The organism is Microcoleus sp. BR0-C5, assembly GCF_036705045.1.
Lineage (GTDB): Bacteria > Cyanobacteriota > Cyanobacteriia > Cyanobacteriales > Microcoleaceae > Microcoleus.
The window spans coordinates 55,022-76,077 of record NZ_JAUBTR010000024.1 but is presented as its reverse complement, the minus strand read 5'-3'; the positions used below and the strand labels follow the sequence as shown (position 1 = coordinate 76,077).

The 21,056-nt window shown below is 43.2% G+C and carries 30 protein-coding genes and 1 pseudogene; 26 read left to right on the top strand and 5 right to left on the bottom strand.

From position 1 onward, the window contains the following. Window positions 1-33 precede the first annotated feature (33 nt). The 3 genes from QUB08_RS14020 to moaA all read right to left on the bottom strand — a co-directional run bounded on the left by QUB08_RS14020 (window position 34) and on the right by moaA (window position 2,006). Window positions 34-474, bottom strand: a complete 441-nt coding sequence (locus tag QUB08_RS14020) for a DUF7689 domain-containing protein (protein ID WP_333225266.1) — start codon at window positions 472-474, stop codon at window positions 34-36. A gap of 1 nt (window position 475) precedes the next feature. After that, on the bottom strand, window positions 476-955 hold the full coding sequence (locus QUB08_RS14015; RefSeq protein ID WP_333225265.1) for a hypothetical protein: 480 nt from the start codon (window positions 953-955) through the stop codon (window positions 476-478). 61 nt (window positions 956-1,016) lie between these two features. Continuing rightward, a complete protein-coding gene (gene moaA / locus QUB08_RS14010) occupies window positions 1,017-2,006 on the bottom strand; it encodes a GTP 3',8-cyclase MoaA (protein WP_333225264.1) in 990 nt (329 codons plus the stop codon). A gap of 185 nt (window positions 2,007-2,191) precedes the next feature. Between moaA and QUB08_RS14005 the strand changes: the two genes are divergently transcribed. From QUB08_RS14005 to QUB08_RS13950, 12 genes are all read left to right on the top strand, one after another. Beyond that, window positions 2,192-2,641 carry a nitrate reductase associated protein gene (locus QUB08_RS14005; protein WP_333225263.1) on the top strand — a complete coding sequence of 150 codons (450 nt, stop codon included), beginning with the start codon at window positions 2,192-2,194 and terminating at the stop codon, window positions 2,639-2,641. Between the two features lie 329 nt (window positions 2,642-2,970). Beyond that, window positions 2,971-3,432, top strand: coding sequence for an ATP synthase subunit I (locus QUB08_RS14000; RefSeq protein WP_333225262.1), 462 nt, complete (start codon window positions 2,971-2,973; stop codon window positions 3,430-3,432). Window positions 3,433-3,487: 55 nt separating this feature from the next. Next, complete coding sequence (gene atpB / locus QUB08_RS13995) at window positions 3,488-4,246, top strand: F0F1 ATP synthase subunit A (RefSeq protein ID WP_242717111.1); 759 nt, start codon at window positions 3,488-3,490, stop codon at window positions 4,244-4,246. A 128-nt stretch (window positions 4,247-4,374) separates the two neighbouring features. Further along, window positions 4,375-4,620 carry an ATP synthase F0 subunit C gene (atpE, locus tag QUB08_RS13990; protein WP_242717122.1) on the top strand — a complete coding sequence of 82 codons (246 nt, stop codon included), beginning with the start codon at window positions 4,375-4,377 and terminating at the stop codon, window positions 4,618-4,620. A gap of 97 nt (window positions 4,621-4,717) precedes the next feature. Then, on the top strand, window positions 4,718-5,203 hold the full coding sequence (locus tag QUB08_RS13985; protein ID WP_006631106.1) for a F0F1 ATP synthase subunit B': 486 nt from the start codon (window positions 4,718-4,720) through the stop codon (window positions 5,201-5,203). Between the two features lie 87 nt (window positions 5,204-5,290). Then, window positions 5,291-5,818: a F0F1 ATP synthase subunit B gene (locus QUB08_RS13980; RefSeq protein WP_333225261.1), complete on the top strand. Its 528-nt coding sequence runs from the start codon at window positions 5,291-5,293 to the stop codon at window positions 5,816-5,818. Between the two features lie 3 nt (window positions 5,819-5,821). Next, entirely contained in the window at window positions 5,822-6,367 is a 546-nt protein-coding gene (gene atpH / locus QUB08_RS13975) for an ATP synthase F1 subunit delta (protein ID WP_333225260.1), read from the top strand. A 118-nt stretch (window positions 6,368-6,485) separates the two neighbouring features. Next, window positions 6,486-8,003, top strand: a complete 1,518-nt coding sequence (atpA, locus tag QUB08_RS13970; protein ID WP_333225259.1) for a F0F1 ATP synthase subunit alpha — start codon at window positions 6,486-6,488, stop codon at window positions 8,001-8,003. 324 nt (window positions 8,004-8,327) lie between these two features. After that, a complete protein-coding gene (locus tag QUB08_RS13965) occupies window positions 8,328-9,281 on the top strand; it encodes a F0F1 ATP synthase subunit gamma (RefSeq protein ID WP_333225258.1) in 954 nt (317 codons plus the stop codon). Window positions 9,282-9,615: 334 nt separating this feature from the next. Beyond that, entirely contained in the window at window positions 9,616-9,801 is a 186-nt protein-coding gene (locus QUB08_RS13960; protein ID WP_333225257.1) for a hypothetical protein, read from the top strand. A gap of 74 nt (window positions 9,802-9,875) precedes the next feature. Further along, window positions 9,876-10,079: a hypothetical protein gene (locus QUB08_RS13955; RefSeq protein ID WP_190657376.1), complete on the top strand. Its 204-nt coding sequence runs from the start codon at window positions 9,876-9,878 to the stop codon at window positions 10,077-10,079. A gap of 16 nt (window positions 10,080-10,095) precedes the next feature. Beyond that, on the top strand, window positions 10,096-10,470 hold the full coding sequence (locus tag QUB08_RS13950) for a hypothetical protein (RefSeq protein WP_333054535.1): 375 nt from the start codon (window positions 10,096-10,098) through the stop codon (window positions 10,468-10,470). Between the two features lie 30 nt (window positions 10,471-10,500). Here the strand turns inward: QUB08_RS13950 and QUB08_RS13945 are convergent. Both QUB08_RS13945 and QUB08_RS13940 read right to left on the bottom strand, forming a co-directional pair. Further along, a pseudogene (locus QUB08_RS13945) lies at window positions 10,501-10,714 on the bottom strand (helix-turn-helix domain-containing protein). A 54-nt stretch (window positions 10,715-10,768) separates the two neighbouring features. Beyond that, window positions 10,769-10,981, bottom strand: coding sequence for a helix-turn-helix transcriptional regulator (locus QUB08_RS13940; RefSeq protein ID WP_333225256.1), 213 nt, complete (start codon window positions 10,979-10,981; stop codon window positions 10,769-10,771). A gap of 152 nt (window positions 10,982-11,133) precedes the next feature. Here QUB08_RS13940 and QUB08_RS13935 point away from each other — a divergent pair, with 152 nt between their 5' ends. The 14 genes from QUB08_RS13935 to QUB08_RS13870 all read left to right on the top strand — a co-directional run bounded on the left by QUB08_RS13935 (window position 11,134) and on the right by QUB08_RS13870 (window position 21,035). Further along, window positions 11,134-11,577, top strand: coding sequence for a hypothetical protein (locus QUB08_RS13935; RefSeq protein ID WP_333225255.1), 444 nt, complete (start codon window positions 11,134-11,136; stop codon window positions 11,575-11,577). Between the two features lie 350 nt (window positions 11,578-11,927). Beyond that, complete coding sequence (locus tag QUB08_RS13930; protein ID WP_333225254.1) at window positions 11,928-12,701, top strand: hypothetical protein; 774 nt, start codon at window positions 11,928-11,930, stop codon at window positions 12,699-12,701. A gap of 16 nt (window positions 12,702-12,717) precedes the next feature. Beyond that, on the top strand, window positions 12,718-13,131 hold the full coding sequence (locus QUB08_RS13925; RefSeq protein WP_333225253.1) for a hypothetical protein: 414 nt from the start codon (window positions 12,718-12,720) through the stop codon (window positions 13,129-13,131). Then, a complete protein-coding gene (locus tag QUB08_RS13920; RefSeq protein ID WP_333225252.1) occupies window positions 13,124-14,746 on the top strand; it encodes a hypothetical protein in 1,623 nt (540 codons plus the stop codon). The genes QUB08_RS13925 and QUB08_RS13920 overlap by 8 nt, the downstream gene beginning before the upstream one ends. Next, the gene (locus tag QUB08_RS13915; protein ID WP_333225251.1) at window positions 14,743-15,201 is read left to right on the top strand and encodes a hypothetical protein; all 459 of its coding nucleotides are present in this window, start codon (window positions 14,743-14,745) and stop codon (window positions 15,199-15,201) included. Before QUB08_RS13920 ends, QUB08_RS13915 begins: the two co-directional genes overlap by 4 nt. 101 nt (window positions 15,202-15,302) lie before the next feature. Then, window positions 15,303-15,425, top strand: coding sequence for a hypothetical protein (locus QUB08_RS13910; protein WP_333225250.1), 123 nt, complete (start codon window positions 15,303-15,305; stop codon window positions 15,423-15,425). Window positions 15,426-15,503: 78 nt separating this feature from the next. Further along, window positions 15,504-15,941, top strand: coding sequence for a CdiA C-terminal domain-containing protein (locus tag QUB08_RS13905; protein WP_333225249.1), 438 nt, complete (start codon window positions 15,504-15,506; stop codon window positions 15,939-15,941). 11 nt (window positions 15,942-15,952) lie between these two features. After that, window positions 15,953-16,336 (top strand): hypothetical protein, encoded by a 384-nt coding sequence (locus tag QUB08_RS13900; protein ID WP_172184559.1) that lies wholly within the window; start codon window positions 15,953-15,955, stop codon window positions 16,334-16,336. A gap of 55 nt (window positions 16,337-16,391) precedes the next feature. Further along, complete coding sequence (locus tag QUB08_RS13895; protein ID WP_333225248.1) at window positions 16,392-16,931, top strand: Uma2 family endonuclease; 540 nt, start codon at window positions 16,392-16,394, stop codon at window positions 16,929-16,931. 179 nt (window positions 16,932-17,110) lie between these two features. Next, window positions 17,111-18,292 (top strand): GTPase, encoded by a 1,182-nt coding sequence (locus QUB08_RS13890; protein WP_333225247.1) that lies wholly within the window; start codon window positions 17,111-17,113, stop codon window positions 18,290-18,292. Between the two features lie 160 nt (window positions 18,293-18,452). Next, complete coding sequence (locus tag QUB08_RS13885; protein WP_333225246.1) at window positions 18,453-18,992, top strand: Uma2 family endonuclease; 540 nt, start codon at window positions 18,453-18,455, stop codon at window positions 18,990-18,992. Window positions 18,993-19,257: 265 nt separating this feature from the next. Next, window positions 19,258-19,575, top strand: coding sequence for a 2Fe-2S iron-sulfur cluster-binding protein (locus tag QUB08_RS13880; protein ID WP_333121996.1), 318 nt, complete (start codon window positions 19,258-19,260; stop codon window positions 19,573-19,575). A gap of 57 nt (window positions 19,576-19,632) precedes the next feature. Continuing rightward, complete coding sequence (locus QUB08_RS13875; protein WP_190657364.1) at window positions 19,633-19,824, top strand: hypothetical protein; 192 nt, start codon at window positions 19,633-19,635, stop codon at window positions 19,822-19,824. Then, window positions 19,821-21,035 carry a DUF3326 domain-containing protein gene (locus QUB08_RS13870; RefSeq protein WP_333225245.1) on the top strand — a complete coding sequence of 405 codons (1,215 nt, stop codon included), beginning with the start codon at window positions 19,821-19,823 and terminating at the stop codon, window positions 21,033-21,035. The genes QUB08_RS13875 and QUB08_RS13870 overlap by 4 nt, the downstream gene beginning before the upstream one ends. Window positions 21,036-21,056 lie beyond the last annotated feature (21 nt).

Genomic DNA, 21,056 nt, shown 5'->3' with positions numbered 1-21,056 from the left:
TAAATTGGGTTGAGTTAAAGTGATCGCCTTTCCCTAATTTATCGCACGTTTAAGAATTTGACCGACAACTCCGTACCTGTCGCCTGTCAATCCATCCAATTCGTGTTCAACATCTTCTAACCATCCAAGTTTACTTGTCCACTTACCATTAGGCAACTGTCTGGCTGCATGAGTTGGGATACCGCTAGAGTCAACATATATTGCTATTTTCTGATATCCAGCTTCTAATCTATCACCATTACAAAATTCATATCCCAGTGTTTGATAAGCCTGAATATATGCGTCTAAAGTCTCCTCTTGCGGCACGCCTTCTGGCCAATAGAATTGCTCTCCAGGTATCGGTTGCCACCAGCGATCGTCTTCACCAGCAGCCCACGCAAAACAGTTATATTCCTGTGACTTTTGGCTAGTAACTCGATAATCAGTGCGACACAAGTTCGGCCATTTAATTTCAAGTTCCGGTATTCTATACATTCTATTCAATCGCGTAGCCTCGCTCTTTACCCCACTCTATCCAAGCTGAGGCCATCTGTTTTACCCTTCCCCTTTGTTCCGGTTTAATGGGATTTTCACCCGTAATTGCATTCAATGCAGCTAACCAGTAAAGGGGATTTTTTTGCAGTTCCGATAGCAACAGCGGCACGACTTTAGATCCCATATTAATAATTTCCTGATATGCAGGATGCTGAGACATTTGAGCTGTCGAAGACATTCCCGCAACTTCACTTTGCCATTCCGTAGCAAGAGTATAAAATTTGTCAATTACCTCGATCGCAATTTCAGCATTTTGATTGCAAATATCTCGATCGGTATTTGCTGCGGGATTTTCTCGTTGCGCGATCGAGCTTTCAATGTTCATCAAGACTAATTCTTCGATCGAGACATTCATCTCAGCAGCAACTTTTTGTAGCTTCAGCATCAGCAGGTCTGAAATGGCGATCGAGATGGTGTTCATCTGACTTACAAAATTGGATGATGTCTTAAGTGTACCAAATAAATTATCGATTTCGAGCAGTTCACCCGCCGATTTGAGACATGGTGCGGCTGTAATTGCCTTGAGTAGTTCCCGAATCTCGCTGCTTGAAATTAATCTCCGGTTTAATCTCTAATATGTGCCGGACTCGATCGCGCAATTCGCTTGTAGGAGTCCCACCACGGAGAGCAGTTTTTAAGTCAATTTGACCAGTTTCGTTCAGCAGACAAGGCCGCAGCCACCCGTCAGCAGACAAACGCATCCGGTTGCAGCGATCGCAAAAACACTCCGACATTTGACTGATAAATCCTAAAGTGCCCTTCGCCCCCGGAATTTGAAACACATCCGCCGGCCCATTTCCGCGAACTCCTGACTCGGCTAAGCCGTATTTGTCGTTAATTTGTTGCCGCAATTCGGCTGAGGCTACCCAACCCTTATCGCCAAATAAATCCCCATTGCCAATTGGCATAAACTCAATAAATCTAACGTGCCAATTCCGGTTAATTGTTAACGCCGCTAAATCCAATATTTCGCTGTCATTCACACCGGGAATTACCACAACATTCAGTTTCAGCGGGTCGAATCCAGCTTGATAAGCCGCTTGAATTCCCTCCCAAACCTGCGTCCACCGCGATCGTCCCCGACTACCAATTATCTTATCAAAAGTCTCCGGTTCCAGCGAATCCAAACTAATATTAATCCGGCGCAAACCAGCATTGTAGAGATTTTCGGCCATTCCCGCCAGCAAAAAGCCATTAGTTGTCATTGACAAATCTCGCGTTTGGGGCATCGAGGCGATCGACCTTACCAATTCCACCACCCCAGGCCGCAGCAGCGGTTCCCCACCCGTCAAGCGAAACTTAGTAAATCCCACGGGTATAAAAACTTCCCGCAGCAGAGTTAGCAATTCCGAGTGAGTTAACAACTGCTGCTGCAATACATAGTCCAACTCGCTACCTTCTGGCATACAGTAGAGACAGCGGAAGTTGCAGCGGTCTATCAAGCTAATCCGAAGGTAGTCTACGGTATCCATGTCAATAGTTTGTAATATTATTTAATTATAAATGCTGACTCGATTTTCTGCAATTATTGATAGAGAGCAATAAACCTGCATCAATTTCTTTTCACCTTCCCCCTCCTCTCTTACTCTGCGCCCTCTGCGCCCTCTGCGGTTAATAAAAAAATCTCGTTCACAACTGAAATAAACTTGCTAAATATATGTTTTTTGAATTTGAAGCTGATTTTGTGGAAGCTTTGCGCTGTATCCCCATGCAGGTACGTCTCAAGTTAGATACTTGCGGCATTAAATTGAAGTTGCAGGATTGGAATCATTTTAACCAAGCAGAACGTCAAATGCTTGTAGAGAAACCTTGCTTGACAAAAGCAGAAATTATTGATTACCGAGAAAAGCTAAATCAAATATTAATTCAACAGACAGGCAAACCGGGAACAGATTTGAGCGTTGATGAAAATCCCCCGTGGATGGATGCTGCAATTGTACCAGAGTCTGTTTCTGCAAAAGCGCAAGAGCTCGGCGTGACAATTACTTTGGCACAGTGGGCGAGTTTGCAGCCGCTACAGCGATTTGCTTTGATTAAGCTTAGTCGATCGAGCCACGAGAATAAAAACTTTCTCCCGGCGCTTCAAGAGTTTAAGGTTATTGAATGAGATCGAATTTGAATTAACTCTTGTAGCGCGCAGAGGCAGACAAGGGAGAGTTACCTCATCGGTTCGCGCGATCGGCCTCTGTCAATTCTCACTAAGTGAGGCTTACTTAGTGAGAAGCAAGAGAACAATGTGTAACCAAGTGCAGTGTGGCCGTGGGAGAAGTAGAGTGAGGTCGATCGGACATTTAACGGCTTGAGGTTTCCGAAGCGCCAGACACCAAATTCCGAAAATATGATTAATTTTATTTTAAGTATTGTTACCGCAGCGTGGTATGATTTTTCTGAGTTTGCAAAGCACTCGCCTGCTACCTGCATTAGTTTCTGAGCTTCGTGAACACGCAAAACACACCCACCGAACCCGCAGCAGCAAACGAGGATATTCCTCAAGCTGGCACAGTCTCGACAGTTTCGACAGCCTCGTCCGAGACTAGCAATCCCATGCAAGACTTTTATCGCCTCCAACAAGAGTTGTTGGCGTACACCCTTGCTTTTACGGCGATTATTTTTATCTCCGTTTGGATTTTTTACTCGCTCAACATTGCCCTGAATTATTTGCTTGGGGCGAGCACAGGTGTGGTTTACTTAAAAATGTTGGCTAGAGACGTTGAACGAATCGGCAGCCAAAATCAACGCATCAGCAAGACAAGGCTCGGTTTGTTTTTCGCGGTGATGATAGTAGGAACACAGTGGAATCAGCTACAGATTTTACCGATATTTTTGGGATTTCTGACTTACAAAGCTGCGCTGATGGTTTACGTGATCCGAAGTGCATTAGCACTAGATTACAGGTAAGTCAGGTAAGAAGAGCAAAACTCAACTCATCGATTTGTATGGGGAAGCCCGTTGAATGGCAATGCTTGACGTTCTAAACACCTTTAATCGTTTCCCCCTCGCCAAATTGGAAGTTGGCCAGCAGTTGTACTGGCAACTCGGCAATCTGAAAGTTCATGGACAGGTTTTTCTAACCTCGTGGTTTGTAATTGCTGTTTTAGTCGTAGTTTCGATTTTAGGAACCAGCAAAATCCAGCGAATTCCCAGCGGAATGCAAAATTTTATGGAGTATGCGCTGGAATTTATTCGGGACTTGGCTAAAAACCAAATTGGGGAAAAAGAATATCGCCCTTGGGTACCGTTTATTGGTACATTATTTCTGTTCATCTTTGTGTCAAACTGGTCTGGCGCTCTAATTCCTTGGAAGCTGATTAAGCTGCCATCAGGTGAATTGGGAGCTCCTACCGCTGACATCAACACGACGGTAGCATTTGCACTGCTGACTTCTCTAGCATATTTTTATGCAGGTCTCAGCAAAAGCGGCTTGGGGTATTTCGCCCACTATGTTGAACCGGTGCCTTTCATGTTGCCGTTCAAAATCATAGAAGATTTCACTAAGCCTCTGTCCCTAAGTTTCCGTTTGTTTGGCAACATTCTTGCGGACGAATTGGTGGTCGGAGTGCTAGTGTTGCTAGTGCCTTTATTTGTTCCTCTGCCAGTGATGGTTCTGGGACTATTTACCAGTGCAATTCAAGCTTTGATTTTTGCAACCTTAGCCGCAGCCTACATAGGTGAAGCTCTAGAAGGCGGTCACGGCGAAGAACACCACGATTAACTAACGATAAACGGCGAAGAATGAAGGAGGAAAAAGAAAATTTCTGAACTCAAACTTTCTCCCGTTAAATCGGACAATTCTCTAGACTATCTGTTCTCAATTTTGTACTTTAGATAAGGAAAATCATCATGGATTCAACAGTTGCCGCCGCTTCCGTAATTGCCGCCGCTTTGGCAGTAGGTTTAGCTGCAATCGGCCCTGGCATCGGTCAAGGAAATGCAGCAGGTCAGGCTGTAGAAGGGATTGCCCGTCAGCCGGAAGCAGAAGGTAAAATTCGCGGCACCTTGCTGTTGAGTTTGGCGTTCATGGAAGCGCTCACAATTTACGGTTTGGTCGTAGCCCTAGTGCTGCTGTTTGCCAACCCCTTCGCATAATAATTGAAAATTTTAGATTTGAGGTTTTGGCGATTCTAATCCAAAATCTCAAATCTAAAATCGATTAAGCGAATTAGATGGAAGCCGTCAAAAAATCATGATGCACTGGACAGTATTACTAGCAGTTGAAGAAGCGGCTAAGGAAGGGGGACTGTTTGATATAGATGCTACGCTGCCTCTGATGGCGGTGCAGTTTTTAATTCTAGTCGCAGTCTTGAATGTAATTTTTTACAAGCCGCTCAGCAAGTCAATTGACGATCGCGCCGATTACATTCGCAACACTCAAGTCTCCGCCCAAGAACGCTTGGCAAAAGCTCAGCAACTAGCGCAGCAGTACGAGCAAAAACTGGGAGAAACTCGCAAACAGTCTCAATCAGTAATTGCTGCTGCTCAAGCTGATGCCCAAAAAATTGGGGCAGCAAAAGTAGCTGAGGCTCAACAAGAAGCTCAAGTCGCGCGAGAAAAGGCTGGGCAAGAAATAGAGCAGCAAAAGCAAGAAGCAATGCGCTCACTAGAACAACAAGTAGACGCGCTCAGCGGCCAAATTCTCGAAAAGCTATTAGGGCAGTCGCTGGCCAAATAGCGAGACCGAAGAATTTTAGATTTTTGATGGAATCTTAAATCTAAAATCGCTTCACCCAATCTGCACGCGCAATTATGGAAGAGTATCATGGGGACTGTTTTATTGCTAGCCACAGAAGCTAGCGGCGAAGGTGGTTTCGGTTTAAATTTCGATATTTTAGAAACCAACCTGATTAACCTGGTCATTATTATTGCAGTGCTGTTTTATTTCGGGCGCGGATTTGTAGGTAAAATCCTGACAGAGAGGCGTTCGGCCATCCAAGAGGCGATTCAAGAAGCAGAAAAACGCCAAAAAGATGCAGCAGCAGCTCTAGCAGAGCAACAGCAAAAATTGACTCAAGCGCAAGCAGAAGCGGAACGAATTCGTGCCGCTGCTGAAGAAACTGCCAAGAAAGCAAAAGAAACAATTCTAGCTCAGGCAGCGCAAGACGTTGAACGCATGAGAGCAACAGCAGGTCAAGAGTTGGAAGCGGAGCGGGAAAGAGCGATCGCCCAACTGCGATCGGCGGTTGTATCTCTGGCATTAGCAAAGGTGGAAAGCCAGCTAAAAACTAGCTTGGACGACAGCGCTCAACACCAATTAATCGATCGCAGCATTGCGTTACTGGGAGGCTAAAACGTGAGTACAGTCAGCACAGAAGTCTTACAGCCTTACGCATCTGCCTTGATGTCACTGGCTCAGTCCAACAATCTCTCAGAGAAGTTTGGCGAAGACATTCGTTCCTTGTTGAGCCTGCTAGAAGGTTCGGAAGACTTGCGTCAGTTTTTAGCCAATCCGTTGGTAAAACCGGATGCTAAAAAAGCTGTGATTCAGCAAATAGCGGGTGAAGAAATGAACCCCTTGATGCACAGCTTTCTGAAGCTATTAGTAGACAAAGGAAGAATTCTTTTTTTAGAAGGAATTGGCAAACAATACTTGGCAAAGCTCCGAGAACTCAACCAAACAGTATTGGCTGAAGTTACATCGGCAGTCCCGCTTTCAGACGCTCAACAGCAGACTGTTCGCGAGAAAGTGCAGGCGATGACCAGCGCTAGAAGCGTAGAAATTGAAACCAAAATAGACGCAGATTTAATCGGCGGTGTGGTAATCAAAGTAGGCTCTCAAGTAATTGATGCCAGCCTGCGGGGACAATTGCGCCGTCTGGGAATTCGCTTGAATTCCTGATAGTTAATAGCTGATGACTATTAGCTAATTTAATTAGCAGTTAACGGTTGGTAGTTTTGAACAACTGATAACTGACAACTGACAACTGACAACAAACAACTGACAACAAACAACTGACATGGCAGCAATCAGACCTGACGAAATTAGCAGCATTATTCGCCAGCAAATTGAACAGTACGACCAAGACGTAAAAGTCTCTAACGTCGGTACTGTTCTGCAAGTAGGCGACGGCATTGCTCGGATTTATGGCTTGGATAAAGCCATGTCTGGGGAATTGCTAGAATTTGCCGACGGCACTGTGGGCATTGCACTGAACCTCGAACAAGATAACGTCGGTGCAGTGTTGATGGGCCAAGGTTTGGGAATTCAAGAAGGTTCGGCAGTTACTGCTACTGGCAGAATTGCTGAAGTCCCCGTTGGTGAAGCAATGTTGGGACGGGTAGTTGATGCTTTGGCCCGTCCTATTGACGGCAAAGGAGAAATTAAAACTACTGAATCTCGCTTGATTGAATCTCCGGCACCGGGGATTGTTTCTCGCCGTTCTGTTTACGAACCCATGCAAACAGGAATTACCGCTATTGATGCGATGATTCCGGTGGGAAGAGGACAGCGGGAACTGATTATCGGTGACAGACAAACCGGTAAAACTGCGATCGCGATCGACACGATTATTAACCAAAAATCGGAAAACGTGATCTGCGTTTACGTGGCGATCGGTCAAAAAGCATCTACAGTAGCTAACATCGTCAACGTCCTGCAAGAAAAGGGCGCGATGGACTACACGATCGTAGTAGCAGCCAACGCTAGTGACCCCGCAACCCTGCAATACTTGGCTCCCTACACAGGTGCTAGCTTAGCCGAGTATTTCATGTACAAAGGTAAGCACACTTTGGTCATTTACGATGACCTTTCCAAACAAGCACAAGCTTACCGCCAAATGTCTCTGTTGCTGCGCCGTCCTCCCGGTCGCGAAGCTTATCCTGGAGACGTGTTTTACCTGCACTCTCGCTTGCTAGAACGCGCTGCTAAATTGAGCGACGATTTGGGCGAAGGCAGCATGACTGCTTTGCCAATTATCGAAACCCAAGCTGGTGACGTTTCGGCTTACATTCCGACGAACGTAATTTCGATTACCGACGGTCAAATCTTCCTTTCTTCTGACTTGTTTAACTCTGGTTTGCGTCCGGCTGTAAACCCCGGTATTTCTGTATCGCGGGTAGGTTCAGCGGCTCAAACTAAAGCAATGAAAAAAGTAGCCGGTAAGGTGAAATTGGAATTGGCGCAGTTTGAAGAACTGGCAGCATTTTCTCAGTTTGCTTCTGACTTGGATAAAGCTACTCAGAATCAATTGTCGCGGGGTCAACGCTTGCGGGAACTGTTGAAACAGGATCAAAGTTCCCCTCTGCCGATGAACGAACAAGTGGCTATAATCTATGCCGGTATTAACGGCTATATGGATGACATTGCTGTGGAAAAAGTCAGCAAGTTTACTGTTGGTTTGCGCGACTATTTGCGGACTAGCAAGCCGAAGTACGGCGAAATTGTTCAAGGCGGAAAAGCCTTGACTGATGAAGCTGAAAAGCTGCTGAAAGAAGGCATCACTGAATACAAGCAAAGTTTCTTAGTTTCTGCGTAATTAGCACCAAATCTGTAGGGACACGGCAATACCCCTTGGTATCAACTTAAGGTAAAACCCACATTCCGGCAGGGGTTGAAACCCCTGCCTCAAAGCGAAAGTCCTCGCTATGAGGACTGAATACCCAGAAGAATAATTTTTCAACTCATTAGTCCTCTTTTAGAGGACTTTAGCTATTAGACAGGGGTTTCAACCCCTGGCGGACTAGCGGGTGAGCGGAAAGACTGGCGGACTCAAAGCTTAAGTTGACACGCTTTGGGCTCTTGGAGTGTCCCTACTACCGCTGAGAACTCAGAATAAAGGCTAAGAAAAAAGGAGAAAGTTATGGCAAATCTGAAAACTATTCGCGATCGCATTAAGTCGGTCAAGAACACTAAAAAGATTACAGAAGCGATGCGTTTGGTGGCCGCTGCAAAGGTGCGCCGCGCTCAAGAACAGGTGACTGCTACTCGGCCTTTTGCCGATCGACTGGCAGAGGTATTATACGGTTTGGCGGAACGATTGCAGTTTGAAAACCTGGATTTGCCGCTGCTGAAAAAACGCGAAGTGCGATCGGTGGGACTGTTGGTAGTTTCGGGCGATCGGGGTTTGTGCGGCGGCTACAACAGCAACATCATCAGATACGCCGAAAATCGCGCTAAGGAAATCAAAGCTGAAGGCTTAGACTACAAATACGTGTTGGTAGGACGCAAAGCTACTCAGTATTTCCAGCGCCGCGAACAGCCAATTGATGCTACTTACGCTAACTTAGAACAAATTCCCACAGCACCGGAAGCGGCACAAATTGCTGACGAATTGCTTTCTTTGTTCCTGTCGGGAACTGTGGACAGAGTTGAGCTAATTTACACCAAGTTTGTGTCGCTAATTAGTTCGCGTCCGGTAATTCAAACTTTGCTGCCCCTCGACCCCCAAGGTTTGGAAACTCCCGATGATGAAATCTTCCGCTTGACATCGCAAGGCGGACAGTTTCAAGTATCGCGCGAAAAGGTTTCTGCACCTACTAAGAAGAGTTTGCCCCGCGACATGATTTTTGAGCAAGATCCGGCGCAAATTCTGGATGCTCTTTTGCCCTTGTATTTGAACAACCAATTGCTGCGGGCTTTGCAAGAGTCTGCTGCTAGCGAGTTGGCTGCGCGGATGACGGCGATGAATAATGCTAGTGAGAATGCTAGCGATTTGATCGGTAGTTTGACGCTGACTTATAACAAGGCGCGGCAAGCGGCAATTACTCAGGAAATCCTGGAAGTTTGCGGCGGTGCTGAGGCTTTAAATGGCTAGGTTAGGGTTGACAATTTGTTGATTTTATGCTATGCGTCTGAGGGAACTCAGGCGCTTTTTTTATTTATAAAGTTGTTACAATTGACCACAATGTACTAACAAAGCCAAACTCAAGATTTTTTGCAGAAACCGGGTTTATGAGCGTAAATCATACCTAAATGACTTAAATTAACGCTCTGTAGCGTTTTTCGCGGAAAACAGCCTTTTTTGCACTATTGCATTAGTATGCACTATGGTTTATTATTAAAATAATGCACCTGTATGCAAAAAGCTGGTTTTTAGGCAAACTACATAAAAATGTCACAATGTATATGTTGTAAAGCCTTGAGCCTGTATGGATGAAAACAAGACTGTGGCTATTAGAGTAGAAATGCCCCCGGAATTGCGGAACCGATTTAAGTCGGCTGTTGCTAGGGAGGGTAAAAATATGAGAGATGTTTTGCTTGAATTTATGGAGGGATATGTCAAGCAGGCTGAGCAACCAAAAATAGAAGCAAGTCAAAACCAAAACAACACATAGCTGCTGTGTGCAGTGGTGGAGCGATCGCATACAGGGCAAGACATTTAGTTTTTAAACTGTAAGGGAAGTCTGAAGTGAGGAGCGATCGCGTACCGAATCCAAAGCCAGAAAACGTACACCATGTTACAGATCCCGAACTCTGTGAAAAGATGGGCGAAAAATACCACTGGCGGTTAAAAGAAATCCGAGTGACTCGTAACACCCCCCCTGATGTGGCTTGCGTGTTTGACGGGGAACAAACCTCGTTTCAGGATATGTGGCAAGATTACCAAGATTAAAGGAAAGGGAGGAAAAATGGCAAAAAAAATCTGGATTGTCTACAAAACCGAAAGCATGAGTGCTCCGGGTTGGGAAGAACGTCAGCTTATGCCGAGGGGCGGTCTAACTAATATACTTTGGGAAAATTGGACTTGGGAAGAAAACCCAGAAATTCCTCAAGTAGGGGACAAAACCCGCGATTATGAAAATCTCTCTGACCCCGGTAATGGAGTCACCCACGGGAAAGATGGAGATTGGGTAGTTACTCGCGTTCAGCAGTTTTCTGCTTCCGATACTGAGGAGCGAATTGTGGTGTGTTACTGTTCTTACCAACCTGTTACATCGGATTGGGAAGCACTACAACGGGGTGAGTCTGTCAATCAGATGCTAGCAACTGTCGAGCAGTATTGAGTGGATTAATGAGTTCCTAAAAGCGATCGACTATTCCTGCACAATCTCATACAAATCTTCGATCGACAAATCAAAAGTCCTCGCTTTCCTTGTGCAAGGCCCTCACGTCAACTGTTGCTAATCCGGGCGATCGGGCATAGGTTCTGAGCGTGCTGTAGACGACGCCCGATCGCTCAGAAACCTCTTTGATCGTCGGGCCTTTCTCAGCAGCAAATTCTTTAACCCGCAATCTAATTAAACCCATTGACAAAAAACTAGATTTACTCTGGGATAAAATTTTATCGTAAAAAGCGATCGACTATTCCTGCACAATTTCATACAAATCTTCGATCAACACATCAAAAGTCCTCGCCAACTTGTGCAAGGCTGTCACGTCAACTGTTGCTAATCCGGGCGATCGGGCGTAGGTTCTCAGCGAACTGTACACCACTCCAGAGCGATCGGACACTTCTTTGAGCGTCCAACCCTTCTCGTCCGCAAATTCTCGAATCCGCAATCTAATTAAGCCCATACGCTCTTGACAGATGATCTATATAGGTCGGATAATAGTTTTATCGTAAAAAGCGATCGCCCCTACGCCTGGAAAACTGAAGGGCGATCGCCTATCCAAATTCAATCCCTTTACAAAAGTTTGTACTCTTTACAAAGGATTTGCTTAACATCATGTTAACAAAATTTTCGCGAAAATCAACCCCCAGACACAGATTGAGCCGGTTTGTGACGAAAGAGGCGATCGCGCGGCTGCTGAAAATCAAGGTAGAACAAATATATCGCTTCGAGTGCTGGGCGCATATCCTGTACGTGCACGCCAAAGGCATGAGTCGGTTTGTCAGTTATGCCGACTTTCCGCCTGTTTTGGGAGTGGAATCGCCCTCTGGTTTAGATTTTGGTTATTGGAAGCGCCGGATAGCGAGTCAGAAAGAGAGACACGCGCCGGATTTTTGGGTAGATTTCTATGCGGATAGATTTCAGAAAGCTGTTTCTGTTTCTGAATTGTTCGAGTGGGGAAATTTGGTGGGGGTGATTAAATTGATGTTGGGGGCGATCGGGCTGGAGTCGCTGCGAAAGGTTTACGCACAAGAGAAATCCCTGCTGGAACATTTCTAAATGCTGTCTGAACTCTTGTCCCCCCCCTTGTTAAGGGGGCTAGGGGCGATCGCGATCGCTTAGCCCACTTATTAGTCCAAGTCGGAAAGGCAGGCAATGAGGGGGCGAAAGTTCAGCTATTCTTTGAGTTGGCAGATCAATTGAGCGATCGCGTTGGTGAAGGATAGCAAGAAGGCGGTTCTAGGACTTATCACAGAAGTCAGAAGGCAAATTCAATAATTGCATTTTACTTATGACTCCAAAACCGCTATAATCTCTTAAGAATATGTTTTTTCACTAAGATGGTTGTGTTTTGACTGTCTTGCGATCGCTAATTTAATTATCAATTTCCCAAAAAACGATTAGACCTTATGCCCAATAGTCCCATTCAAAAAATTCTTTTCGGAAGCCCCGGAACAGGAAAAAGTTATAGAGTTGAAAATAAAATAATTCCTGATGAGTTGAATATAACTGACCAATCAAATATTATTCCAACTGTGTTTCACCCAGAATACACCTATGGTGATTTCATGGGTAAACTGATGCCATTAACTGACGATAGTGGCACGGTTGAGTATAAATACTACTCAGGACATTTTTTAAAAGCACTAGCTAAAGCATACAAAAATATAATAATAAGCTGTATTAAGTATGAAAAGGATAAAAAAGAAGTAACAGAAGAATACAAAAAAGAAATCGGGAAAACTCGTCAAGAAGATTTCTCTAGCGAAGAAATGTCTGTTTTGAAAGAAAAGCACAGTAAGATCATAAAACAACCTGAAAATGTTGTTTTGATAATTGATGAACTTAATAGAGGTAATTCAGCAGCAATTTTTGGTACTGTATTTCAACTCCTTGATAGAAACACAAACGGTTGGTCACAATATCCAATAACAATTTCCGATTTAGAAAAAACTGGATTGTTGCAAGCAATAAGCTTAAAAAAATATTTTCATAAAGAAAAGGGATACTCATTTGAGTATGATGGAAATTCTTGTAAAGATAAAAGTGAATACAATAAATACCTTGACTATATTTTCAGCGATTTAAGCGAAGAAGAAAGGGTTACACTTCGAGATCAAGAGTGCAAAATTAAATTGCCCCCAAATCTATCTATCATTCTTGGCTACCATGAATACGTCTGATAACTCAATCTATTTTATGGATAGCGCCTTTAAACGCCGTTGGGATTGGGAGTTTGTAAATATTGAGGATGATGGACAAAGAAACGTAGTGTCCAGCCGAAAAATAAAACTTTACAACCATGATACTTGTGCATGGAATGATTTTGTTGATAAGTTAAATGAATTCATCCGCAGTCATTATAAGACAGTCAGGAAAATCGAGGACAAACAGATTGGTTACTTCTTTATTAATGAAGAAACTATAACGGAAGAACACATCAAAAATAAATTGATGTTCTTTATCTGGGATAGTGTTTTTAGTAACAATCGCAAGCCTTTGACTGAGCTTCTGCAAATGGAGGAAAGAGATTTAGTTACATTTGGACAATTTACCCAAAAAGATATCGTTCAAAATTTTGTTAAAAAAATAGTTGAATTTGTAAATGTTTGACCTCAGTAATATAGATATCATTAAAACCGATCAAGAACGTGATTACAGTAGCTATTCGTTCGTTGGTCTTCAGAGAAATAAGCAAACTGATCGCTTAGAGTTTTGGCTTCCGTTAGGATTCGATGATTTTGATCATACAGATTTTAACCTAGTCAAAGGTTTCTTCTTCAAGATGTACCGAACGTTCAAAACGTATCTGCAAAGAAAACAGAACTATATGCAGAGCAAAGACATAACTATTGATCGAGACGGAATTATTGAAAATGAAAATGGATTTAGTTTTATTAATGAAAATAATGAACAGGTTGTTTTTTATGGCAAACTCAATTCTTTAGAGAAAATACTTGAGGGTTACGATGAATTGCGAATTTCGTCTTTAGAAAAAAGACAAAGGAGAAGCCCCGAAATTGACTACTCAAAGATTCATCGGTATATGCACCAAGCTATCTATCTTGATAAGGATGTGATTTATATTGATGAAATGAATATTGCCAAAAATATCTTAATCAAAGAAAGTCCCCCTATTTTGCAAATTTTTTGTTTTATTTACACCGAAATCAAGAGAGAGTTGGAAGAATTAGAAAATATTTCCGATAGGGCTGCCGAGCTTGCCGAGGAGTTTAAAGAAAAATATTTGCAACCTAACAGTAGTTTATTTGGCGAAGATACATTTGCCGAAACCCTAGATATTTTGAGGGAAACACTAGAAGATATTGACACTAAAACAGCCTATAAAGATGATGATTATTGGCATTTTTTTGAAGCAGTAGAGGCGTTTTTATACGGAGAGCGACAAGAAGATAATAAAGGTATTTACTGGGGTTTTAGCAGTTTCTATGATATATGGGAGGATATGTGTCAAACTTATGTACTCAATACACCTGAATATAAAGAAAGAGCAATCTTTGCGGATCTTAAAGGAAGTCTTGAAAACTTACTAAATGTCACTCTCAATCCATTTGAATTGACATTAAATAATTATAGGGAAAAGCGTTATTTACGACCTGATGTAGTATTAAAAGAAAAAGAATACGGAATAGAAGAGTTTGATAATATCAATATAGAAGATTTTTATAAAATCAATAAAATTTATAGGCAAAAAAAATCTGCGTATGGTATATTTTTTGTAAATTATTCAAGTTTGTTGGCCGATCACCCTAAAATTATTAATAAATTTAATGAGCTTTGTGAAGTAGAAACTAATGAGCAAACAAGGAAAAAATTTAGCTATATGTTTGAAGAAAATTTAGAAAAATTTAGACTATTTGTTGTCGAGCAGATACGGAATATCTCACTTTTTTATATCACAATTATTGACTATAAGTATATGCGTATTTGGGATTATGAAATATACTCACCAGATATTGATAAAAATGACGAAAATAAAGTAAAAGATGATATACAAAAGCAATTAATTTATGAATGGACAGTACAGCAAAATTGGAAAGCAAAAACGGAAAGTGAGTTTTGGATACCTTATTTCTCTAATGACCCGTTAGAGTTTAAAAAAATACATCCAGTAAAGAATCCTGAGTTTAACAAAAGCCAGATTAAACTGGTTAAAATTAATTTCAAAACACTTCAAAATTTTTATATTAAGCAAGGATTGGTATGATTAAACATAAATCTGCGAGTAGTGTTATCAGTATTTTTAATCCAGTTATTTCACTAAATCCGCTAGTTCGGCAGAGAGTGAATGAAGAGTTTATTTATCCAATTTTAGATAATTTTTTTAAAGATAAAGGAGGGATTAATTCTTATGAAGAGTTAGATCCTGATAAGATTCAAACTGAAATTGAGTTTAAAAAAAAGGATACCATAGAAAGCTATGTAAAGTCCTATGTTTACAAAGAAGTGATGAATACAATAAGTAAAAATGATGATGGCACGATCAATTTCAAGCCCAGATATGTTGTCTCTTTTGACCAAGACTTAACAGATTTTGAAGAAAAAAGGGGTATCAAATACGGAGAATTAAGACTAGGAAACGCGGCTATTTTATATTTTATTTATATTGATTTACAGGAACTTATACGATTTATCAAGAATATTCCAATTGATGTAAGATAATGTGACACAAACCAAGGAAAATATAGCGAGTGAAATAGTATCAATAGAGAGCTGAGAACTAGGACTTACAGCCTTTAGGCAGTAAGGAGTTGACACAAGTAATGCTGATATCCAATGTCGAGGAATTTGTGACTAAAATTGCCGATAGCAAAAAGATTGAGGTTCAAGTTTTGGTCAATGAATGGCTGAGAAATAACATTAAACTAATTCAAAGTATTGAGTAGGTGAGAAACCCTGTTCTTTTTCTCAAGTGACTTGGCTCATAATGTGCGATAATTCACCAAAATTTTAAATAACCAAAAATGGTGAATAACGGGACTAACCAAACCCCTGAGCAAAATTCGGCTAATTGTGGCAGTATTGATGAATCAGAAAGAGCTTTTGCTGCAACCGAAAGAGCGATTGCAGAATTTCTGGAAAGAGAGGGAAAGAATGTTAAAGCCTTGGTGGAAAAAACCGATGGAGGTAGAAATCCCGATGCTGAGGTAGATGGAAAATTCACTGAATTCAAAAGTCTGGATGCCGGTGCTACAAGCGCTACAGTAAAAAATCAGATCAACAACTCGATTAGACGAGGCGGACAGGCTAGGGATATAATTATAGATGCTAGGGTGTCTGGGTTGATAGAGGCTGAGGCTGAACGAGGTTTGCAGAGGGCGAAAAATATTACACGCGGAAAAATTGATAGCGTCCGAATTATTGGCGATATCTATGACATCACTTTTACTGAGTTTCAATAAAGGAGGTTTTTATGTCTCGCACACTAGATATTTTTGTAGACTTTCCACAGGACATCGAACATTTAATCAAAGAATTAGAGTTTATATTGGCTCTTAAATTAGAGCTGGTTTCTGATGGCATTGACCACTGGTATGAGTTTCGTGACTCAACAATCACTCTTACAGTAGGAAAGCATGATTTTGAAAATGATAAAGAGCTCACATTTGAAGAATACCCTTACAACCTATCAATCAGGGCCCTGAATATCTCGAATGAACTTGATAGAAAAAAGTGGCGAGATGAGTTTGCTAGTTATGTTCTCCACAAGTTGAAAACTACCGAAAGGTATCGTTTAATGCTGGTGGATGACTTACAAGTGAAGTTAGAGGAGTTTGCGCCATTGGTGAAGGTTTGATCGAACATCGTACAGGCAAGTTCTGAAACCGATTTGTAAAAACGAGGAAATGACTATGGTCACTGCTACTGCCGCACCAAATAATTTTACTCTAGAAGACTTCATGACCAATCCCCCCGACAACATGGAATGGGTGGACGGGCAACTCGTGGAGAAAACTGGAGCCACGCTCAAGCATGGTAAAATTCAATCAAGCCTGGGTTGTGCTTGGGCAAATTACATGATTTTCAGCAAACAGGGAGGTGAAGTTTATATTTCACCACCTTGCCGCACTAAGCAACAAATTCGCCGCCCCGATGTCGCTTATCTCACACCAGAATTAGTTGCACAATTTGGCAACCTTGCCACTTTACCCCAAAGTTTCCCTTTAGTTGCCGAAATAGTTTCACCCACCGATATCGCTGAAGATGTCTTTCTCAAAGCACAGGAATATTTAGAATCTAGCTGTCAGGAAGTCTGGTTAGTTTTTCCCGAAAGTCGTTTAATATTCGTGATGACTCAAAATCAAATATTGACATTTCGATCCGGCGATACCGCCAGCACCCAACAAATCCTGATCGGTTTTAGCATCGAGGTCGATCGATTGCTAGCTTAAACATCAAACTAAATTGCTACAATATCTTTAAGACTCCCCCAGTCCGCGTAGGCGGACTTCGTTTGTATAGCCCCGAATTCTATTCGGTGGTGTTTAATCCTTCGTTTGTATAGCCCCGAATTCTATTCGGTGGTGTTTAATCCAGATTTAATATCCCACCATTATCGGAGCAAACCGCCATGTCAGACGACTTTTCCCTAGACGAGCTTTTAAATAGAAGTTACTACGCCTTCAAAGACGCAGAAAACCAAGTGGGACAGTGCAATGTTTTAGTCATCGGCAAAACCGGAGTCGGCAAAAGTACCCTGATCAATTCCGTTTTTCGCCAACGCTTAGCAGAAACCGGAGTCGGCCGCCCCATCACTCAAGGCATTCGCCAATATACCAAACCGAATTGCCCAATTACAGTCTACGATACTCCCGGACTCGAACTCAACGCCGAACAAATTAAAGTTATTCAATTAAACGTTGCTAAACTAATTGAAGACCAAAGACTCCTGCACCCAAAAGAACACATTCACGTCATCTGGTACTGCATCAATCACAGCGCCAATAGAATAGAATCTGTGGAGGAAAGCTGGCTAAAAGAAATGGAAGTCAAAGATGTACCAGTGATTTTAGTTTTGACTCAAACTACATCTAAAAAGCCTAGCGAGTTTTTCAAGCAACTGGAACACATGAATTTGCCCGTCAGTCAAATCATCCCCGTCATGGCTGAACCGGAAGAAATAGATGAGGATTATACAGTAAAATCTCACGGTTTAGATAAGTTGGTAGATGCAACCTTTCAACTGCTGCCCGAAGTAGCTAAAAAAGCTTTTGTTAAAGAACAAATTGCAAATATTGCGCTCAAATCCGATATGGCATTTAAGTATCTAAGTGCTTATGTTGCAGGTTCTGCAATTGTCGGTGCGACTCCTGTACCGTTTGCTGATGCGCCGATTTTGATGACGATGCAAACGGCAATGATTGCTAATATTACTGTGATTTTTGGAATGCCCTTTGATAAGGGGTTTATTTCGGCGATGCTGTCTGCTATTAGCGGGGCTGGCGGGGTTACTGCTGTCGGCAGAAGTATTGTTACTAATTTGATTAAAATGATTCCTGGTGCGGGTACTGTTGTCGGCGGTGCAATCTCCGGTGCAACGGCAGCAACTCTCACGCTTGCCCTCGGTTTGGCTTACATTGAAGTGCTTAAAGCTTATATGAAAGCTCAAGTTAATGGGGAACAACTTTCTTTGCAGCAGTTGACAAAGATGTTTGTGGAATTGTACAAGGATTATGCTAGTTCAGGGCGTAAAACTTTGAACGATGACAAACAGAATCAACCTAAGCCTCCCAATCAAATTAATATTGAGTAAATAGGGCATGGGGCATGGGGCATAGGGCATAGGGCATAGGGCATAGGGCATAGGTTATTTGTTAGTTCCAATTCCCAATTCCCAATTACTAATTCCCAATTACCCATTACCAATTGATTGCTACAATATCAGTGAATTATGCAAAAGGGAGGAAAGGGCTATGGTAATGGCTGCCGTTTTATCAGAAAATGTTTCTCTAGAAGACTTTATAGCCTGTCCCGCCGATGATATGGAATGGGTGGACGGGCAAATCTCGGAGAAAAATGGCATGACAGCAAAACACAGTCTAATTCAATCCAAACTAGATTATTCTTGGAGAAGTTATAAGATATCTAGCGGACAAGGCGGCGAAGTGTATACAGAAGTTCCTTGCCGTACTGACAGGCGAGTGCGCCGTCCTGATGTAGCTTATCTGACTGCTGAACTTGTTGCTGAATATGGCGATGTTCCTACTTTGCCTCAAAGTCCGCCGTTAATTGCAGAAATAGTTTCTCCTACTGATATTGCGGAAGAAATATTTTTGAAAGCACAAGAATATTTAGATTCGGGTTGTCTGGAAGTTTGGATTGTTTTTCCCGAAAGTCGCTGGATAATGATTGTGACTCAAACTCAAAAGTTAAGTTTTAACTTGGGTTCTATAATCAGCACTCAGCTAGTGTTGGTGGGTTTTAGTGTTGCGGTTGATGAGTTGTTGGCTTGAAGGCAAAAAATTAATTAGGTATAAGTGCTTTGTGGCACAGTTCCGCCGTGAGGCTTGTAATAATTTGTGAAAAAGTCCTTGACAAAATGCCGTAGCTTGCGGGGCGGGACGCCATCGCTCGCCCCAGCCAATTAATAAAAAAAATTATCAATAAAAACAGCAGTTGTAAATTTGCACAAAAGCACAAACAGCGGTAAAATACTCATTGCTTTGTTTGCAAATCTAGCGTAAATTCCGATCGGGAATTAAAACCAATAATCGAAATATGTCTCAAACTTACACCGTTGAATTACTTCACCAAGGCAGCACCTATACCGTAGAAGTGCCGGAAGATAAACCAATTTTGCAAACTGCGATCGCCGCTGGGATTGATTTGCCGAACTCTTGCAATTCGGGGGTTTGTACTACTTGCGCTGCTAAAGTTATTGAGGGTCAAGTTAAGCAAGTTGATTGCATGGGCGTTAGTCCCGAACTTCAGGCCGAAGGTTATGTGTTACTGTGCGTTTCTTTTCCCCGATCGAACTTGAAGATAGAAACCGAAAAAGAAGACATTGTGTACGATCGCCAATTCGGTAAATCCTAGGACTAAGCTAAAATTGAGCTAATTACCGATCACAGTAAAACCACTATGGATCGCCCGATGACTACCCATTTCATTTCCGCAGAAGTTGACCTCCACGATACCGCCGAAGAATTGCACTCGGCGATAGAAATTGAACTGCAAAAGCACGGCGAACCCCTGCGGTGGGCAGTCACAGACGTGGATGTCGATCGGCAAAAGGCTGTGGTAGAAGGCTACGTGCTCGTGGAAGCATCCCCCGCAACATCGTGAACCCCCGCCCTTTGACAGTGGTTTTGATAGTCCCCACAGGCGTAGGAGCCTCGATCGGGGGCTTTGCAGGAGATGCGCTGCCGGTGGCTAGGGCGATCGCCCAAATTTCAGACACCCTGATCACTCACCCCAACGTCCTCAACGGCGCTCAACTTTATTGGCCGATACCTAACGCTCTCTACGTTGAAGGTTACGCCCTTGACAAATTTGCTGCCGGATGCTGGGGCCTGCAACCGGTACATCAAAATCGCATCGGCTTAATTCTCGATGCCGGCATTGAACCAGACTTGCAGTTGCGACACTTGCAAGCGGCTGATGCAGCGAGAGCTACACTGGGTTTGAATATAACTGATTGTGTTTTAACCGATCGCCCTCTGCAAGTAGAATTGCGTATTTCTGAATCAGGGGCATCCTGGGGGACGATCGGCAATCCCGACAGTTTATTGCGCGCTGCGGAAAAATTAATCAAACAAGCAAGAGTAGAGGCGATCGCAGTTGTGGCCAGATTTCCCGATGATGAAGGCAGCCTCGCCCTCGAAAACTACCGCCGCGGCAAAGGAGTTGACCCCCTCGCCGGCGCGGAAGGTGTGATCAGCCACCTCATCGTCAGGACGTTTAAAATCCCCTGCGCCCACGCCCCGGCGCTGTCTCCACTTCCCCTCGATCCGCACCTGTCCCCGCGATCGGCTGCTGAGGAAATCGGCTATACTTTCCTACCTTGCGTGCTTGCCGGCCTGGGCAAAGCTCCCCAATTTGTCACTCCTACTGTGGGACAGGCATCTTGCCTGTCGCAGGTATTGGGCGGGCAAGATGCCCGCACGCAGGTATTGGGCGGGCAAGATGCCCGCACGCAGGTATTGGGCGGGCAAGATGCCCAACCCCTACTCCCCACAAGAGAGAAATTCTATGCAAACAGGCGAGATTTCCAGTCCCAGGATTTGTGGGCCGATCGAGTCGATGCGGTGGTGATACCCGCCACAGCCTGCGGCGGCAGTGCTATTCTGAGTTTGAGTGGGCGATCGTCGGTACAAATCATCGCTGTGGGCGACAACAAAACCCAAATGCAGGCGACTCCAGAAAAACTCGGAATCAAAGCTTTGCAGGTAAACTCATATTTAGAGGCGATCGGAGTTTTGGTCGCTTTGCGAGCCGGCATCAGTCCAGCTTCCTTGGGTGCAGACATCTCCTCCCTGCGTTGTTTGTCTGACTAAACCCAACAAATCTCAAATCTC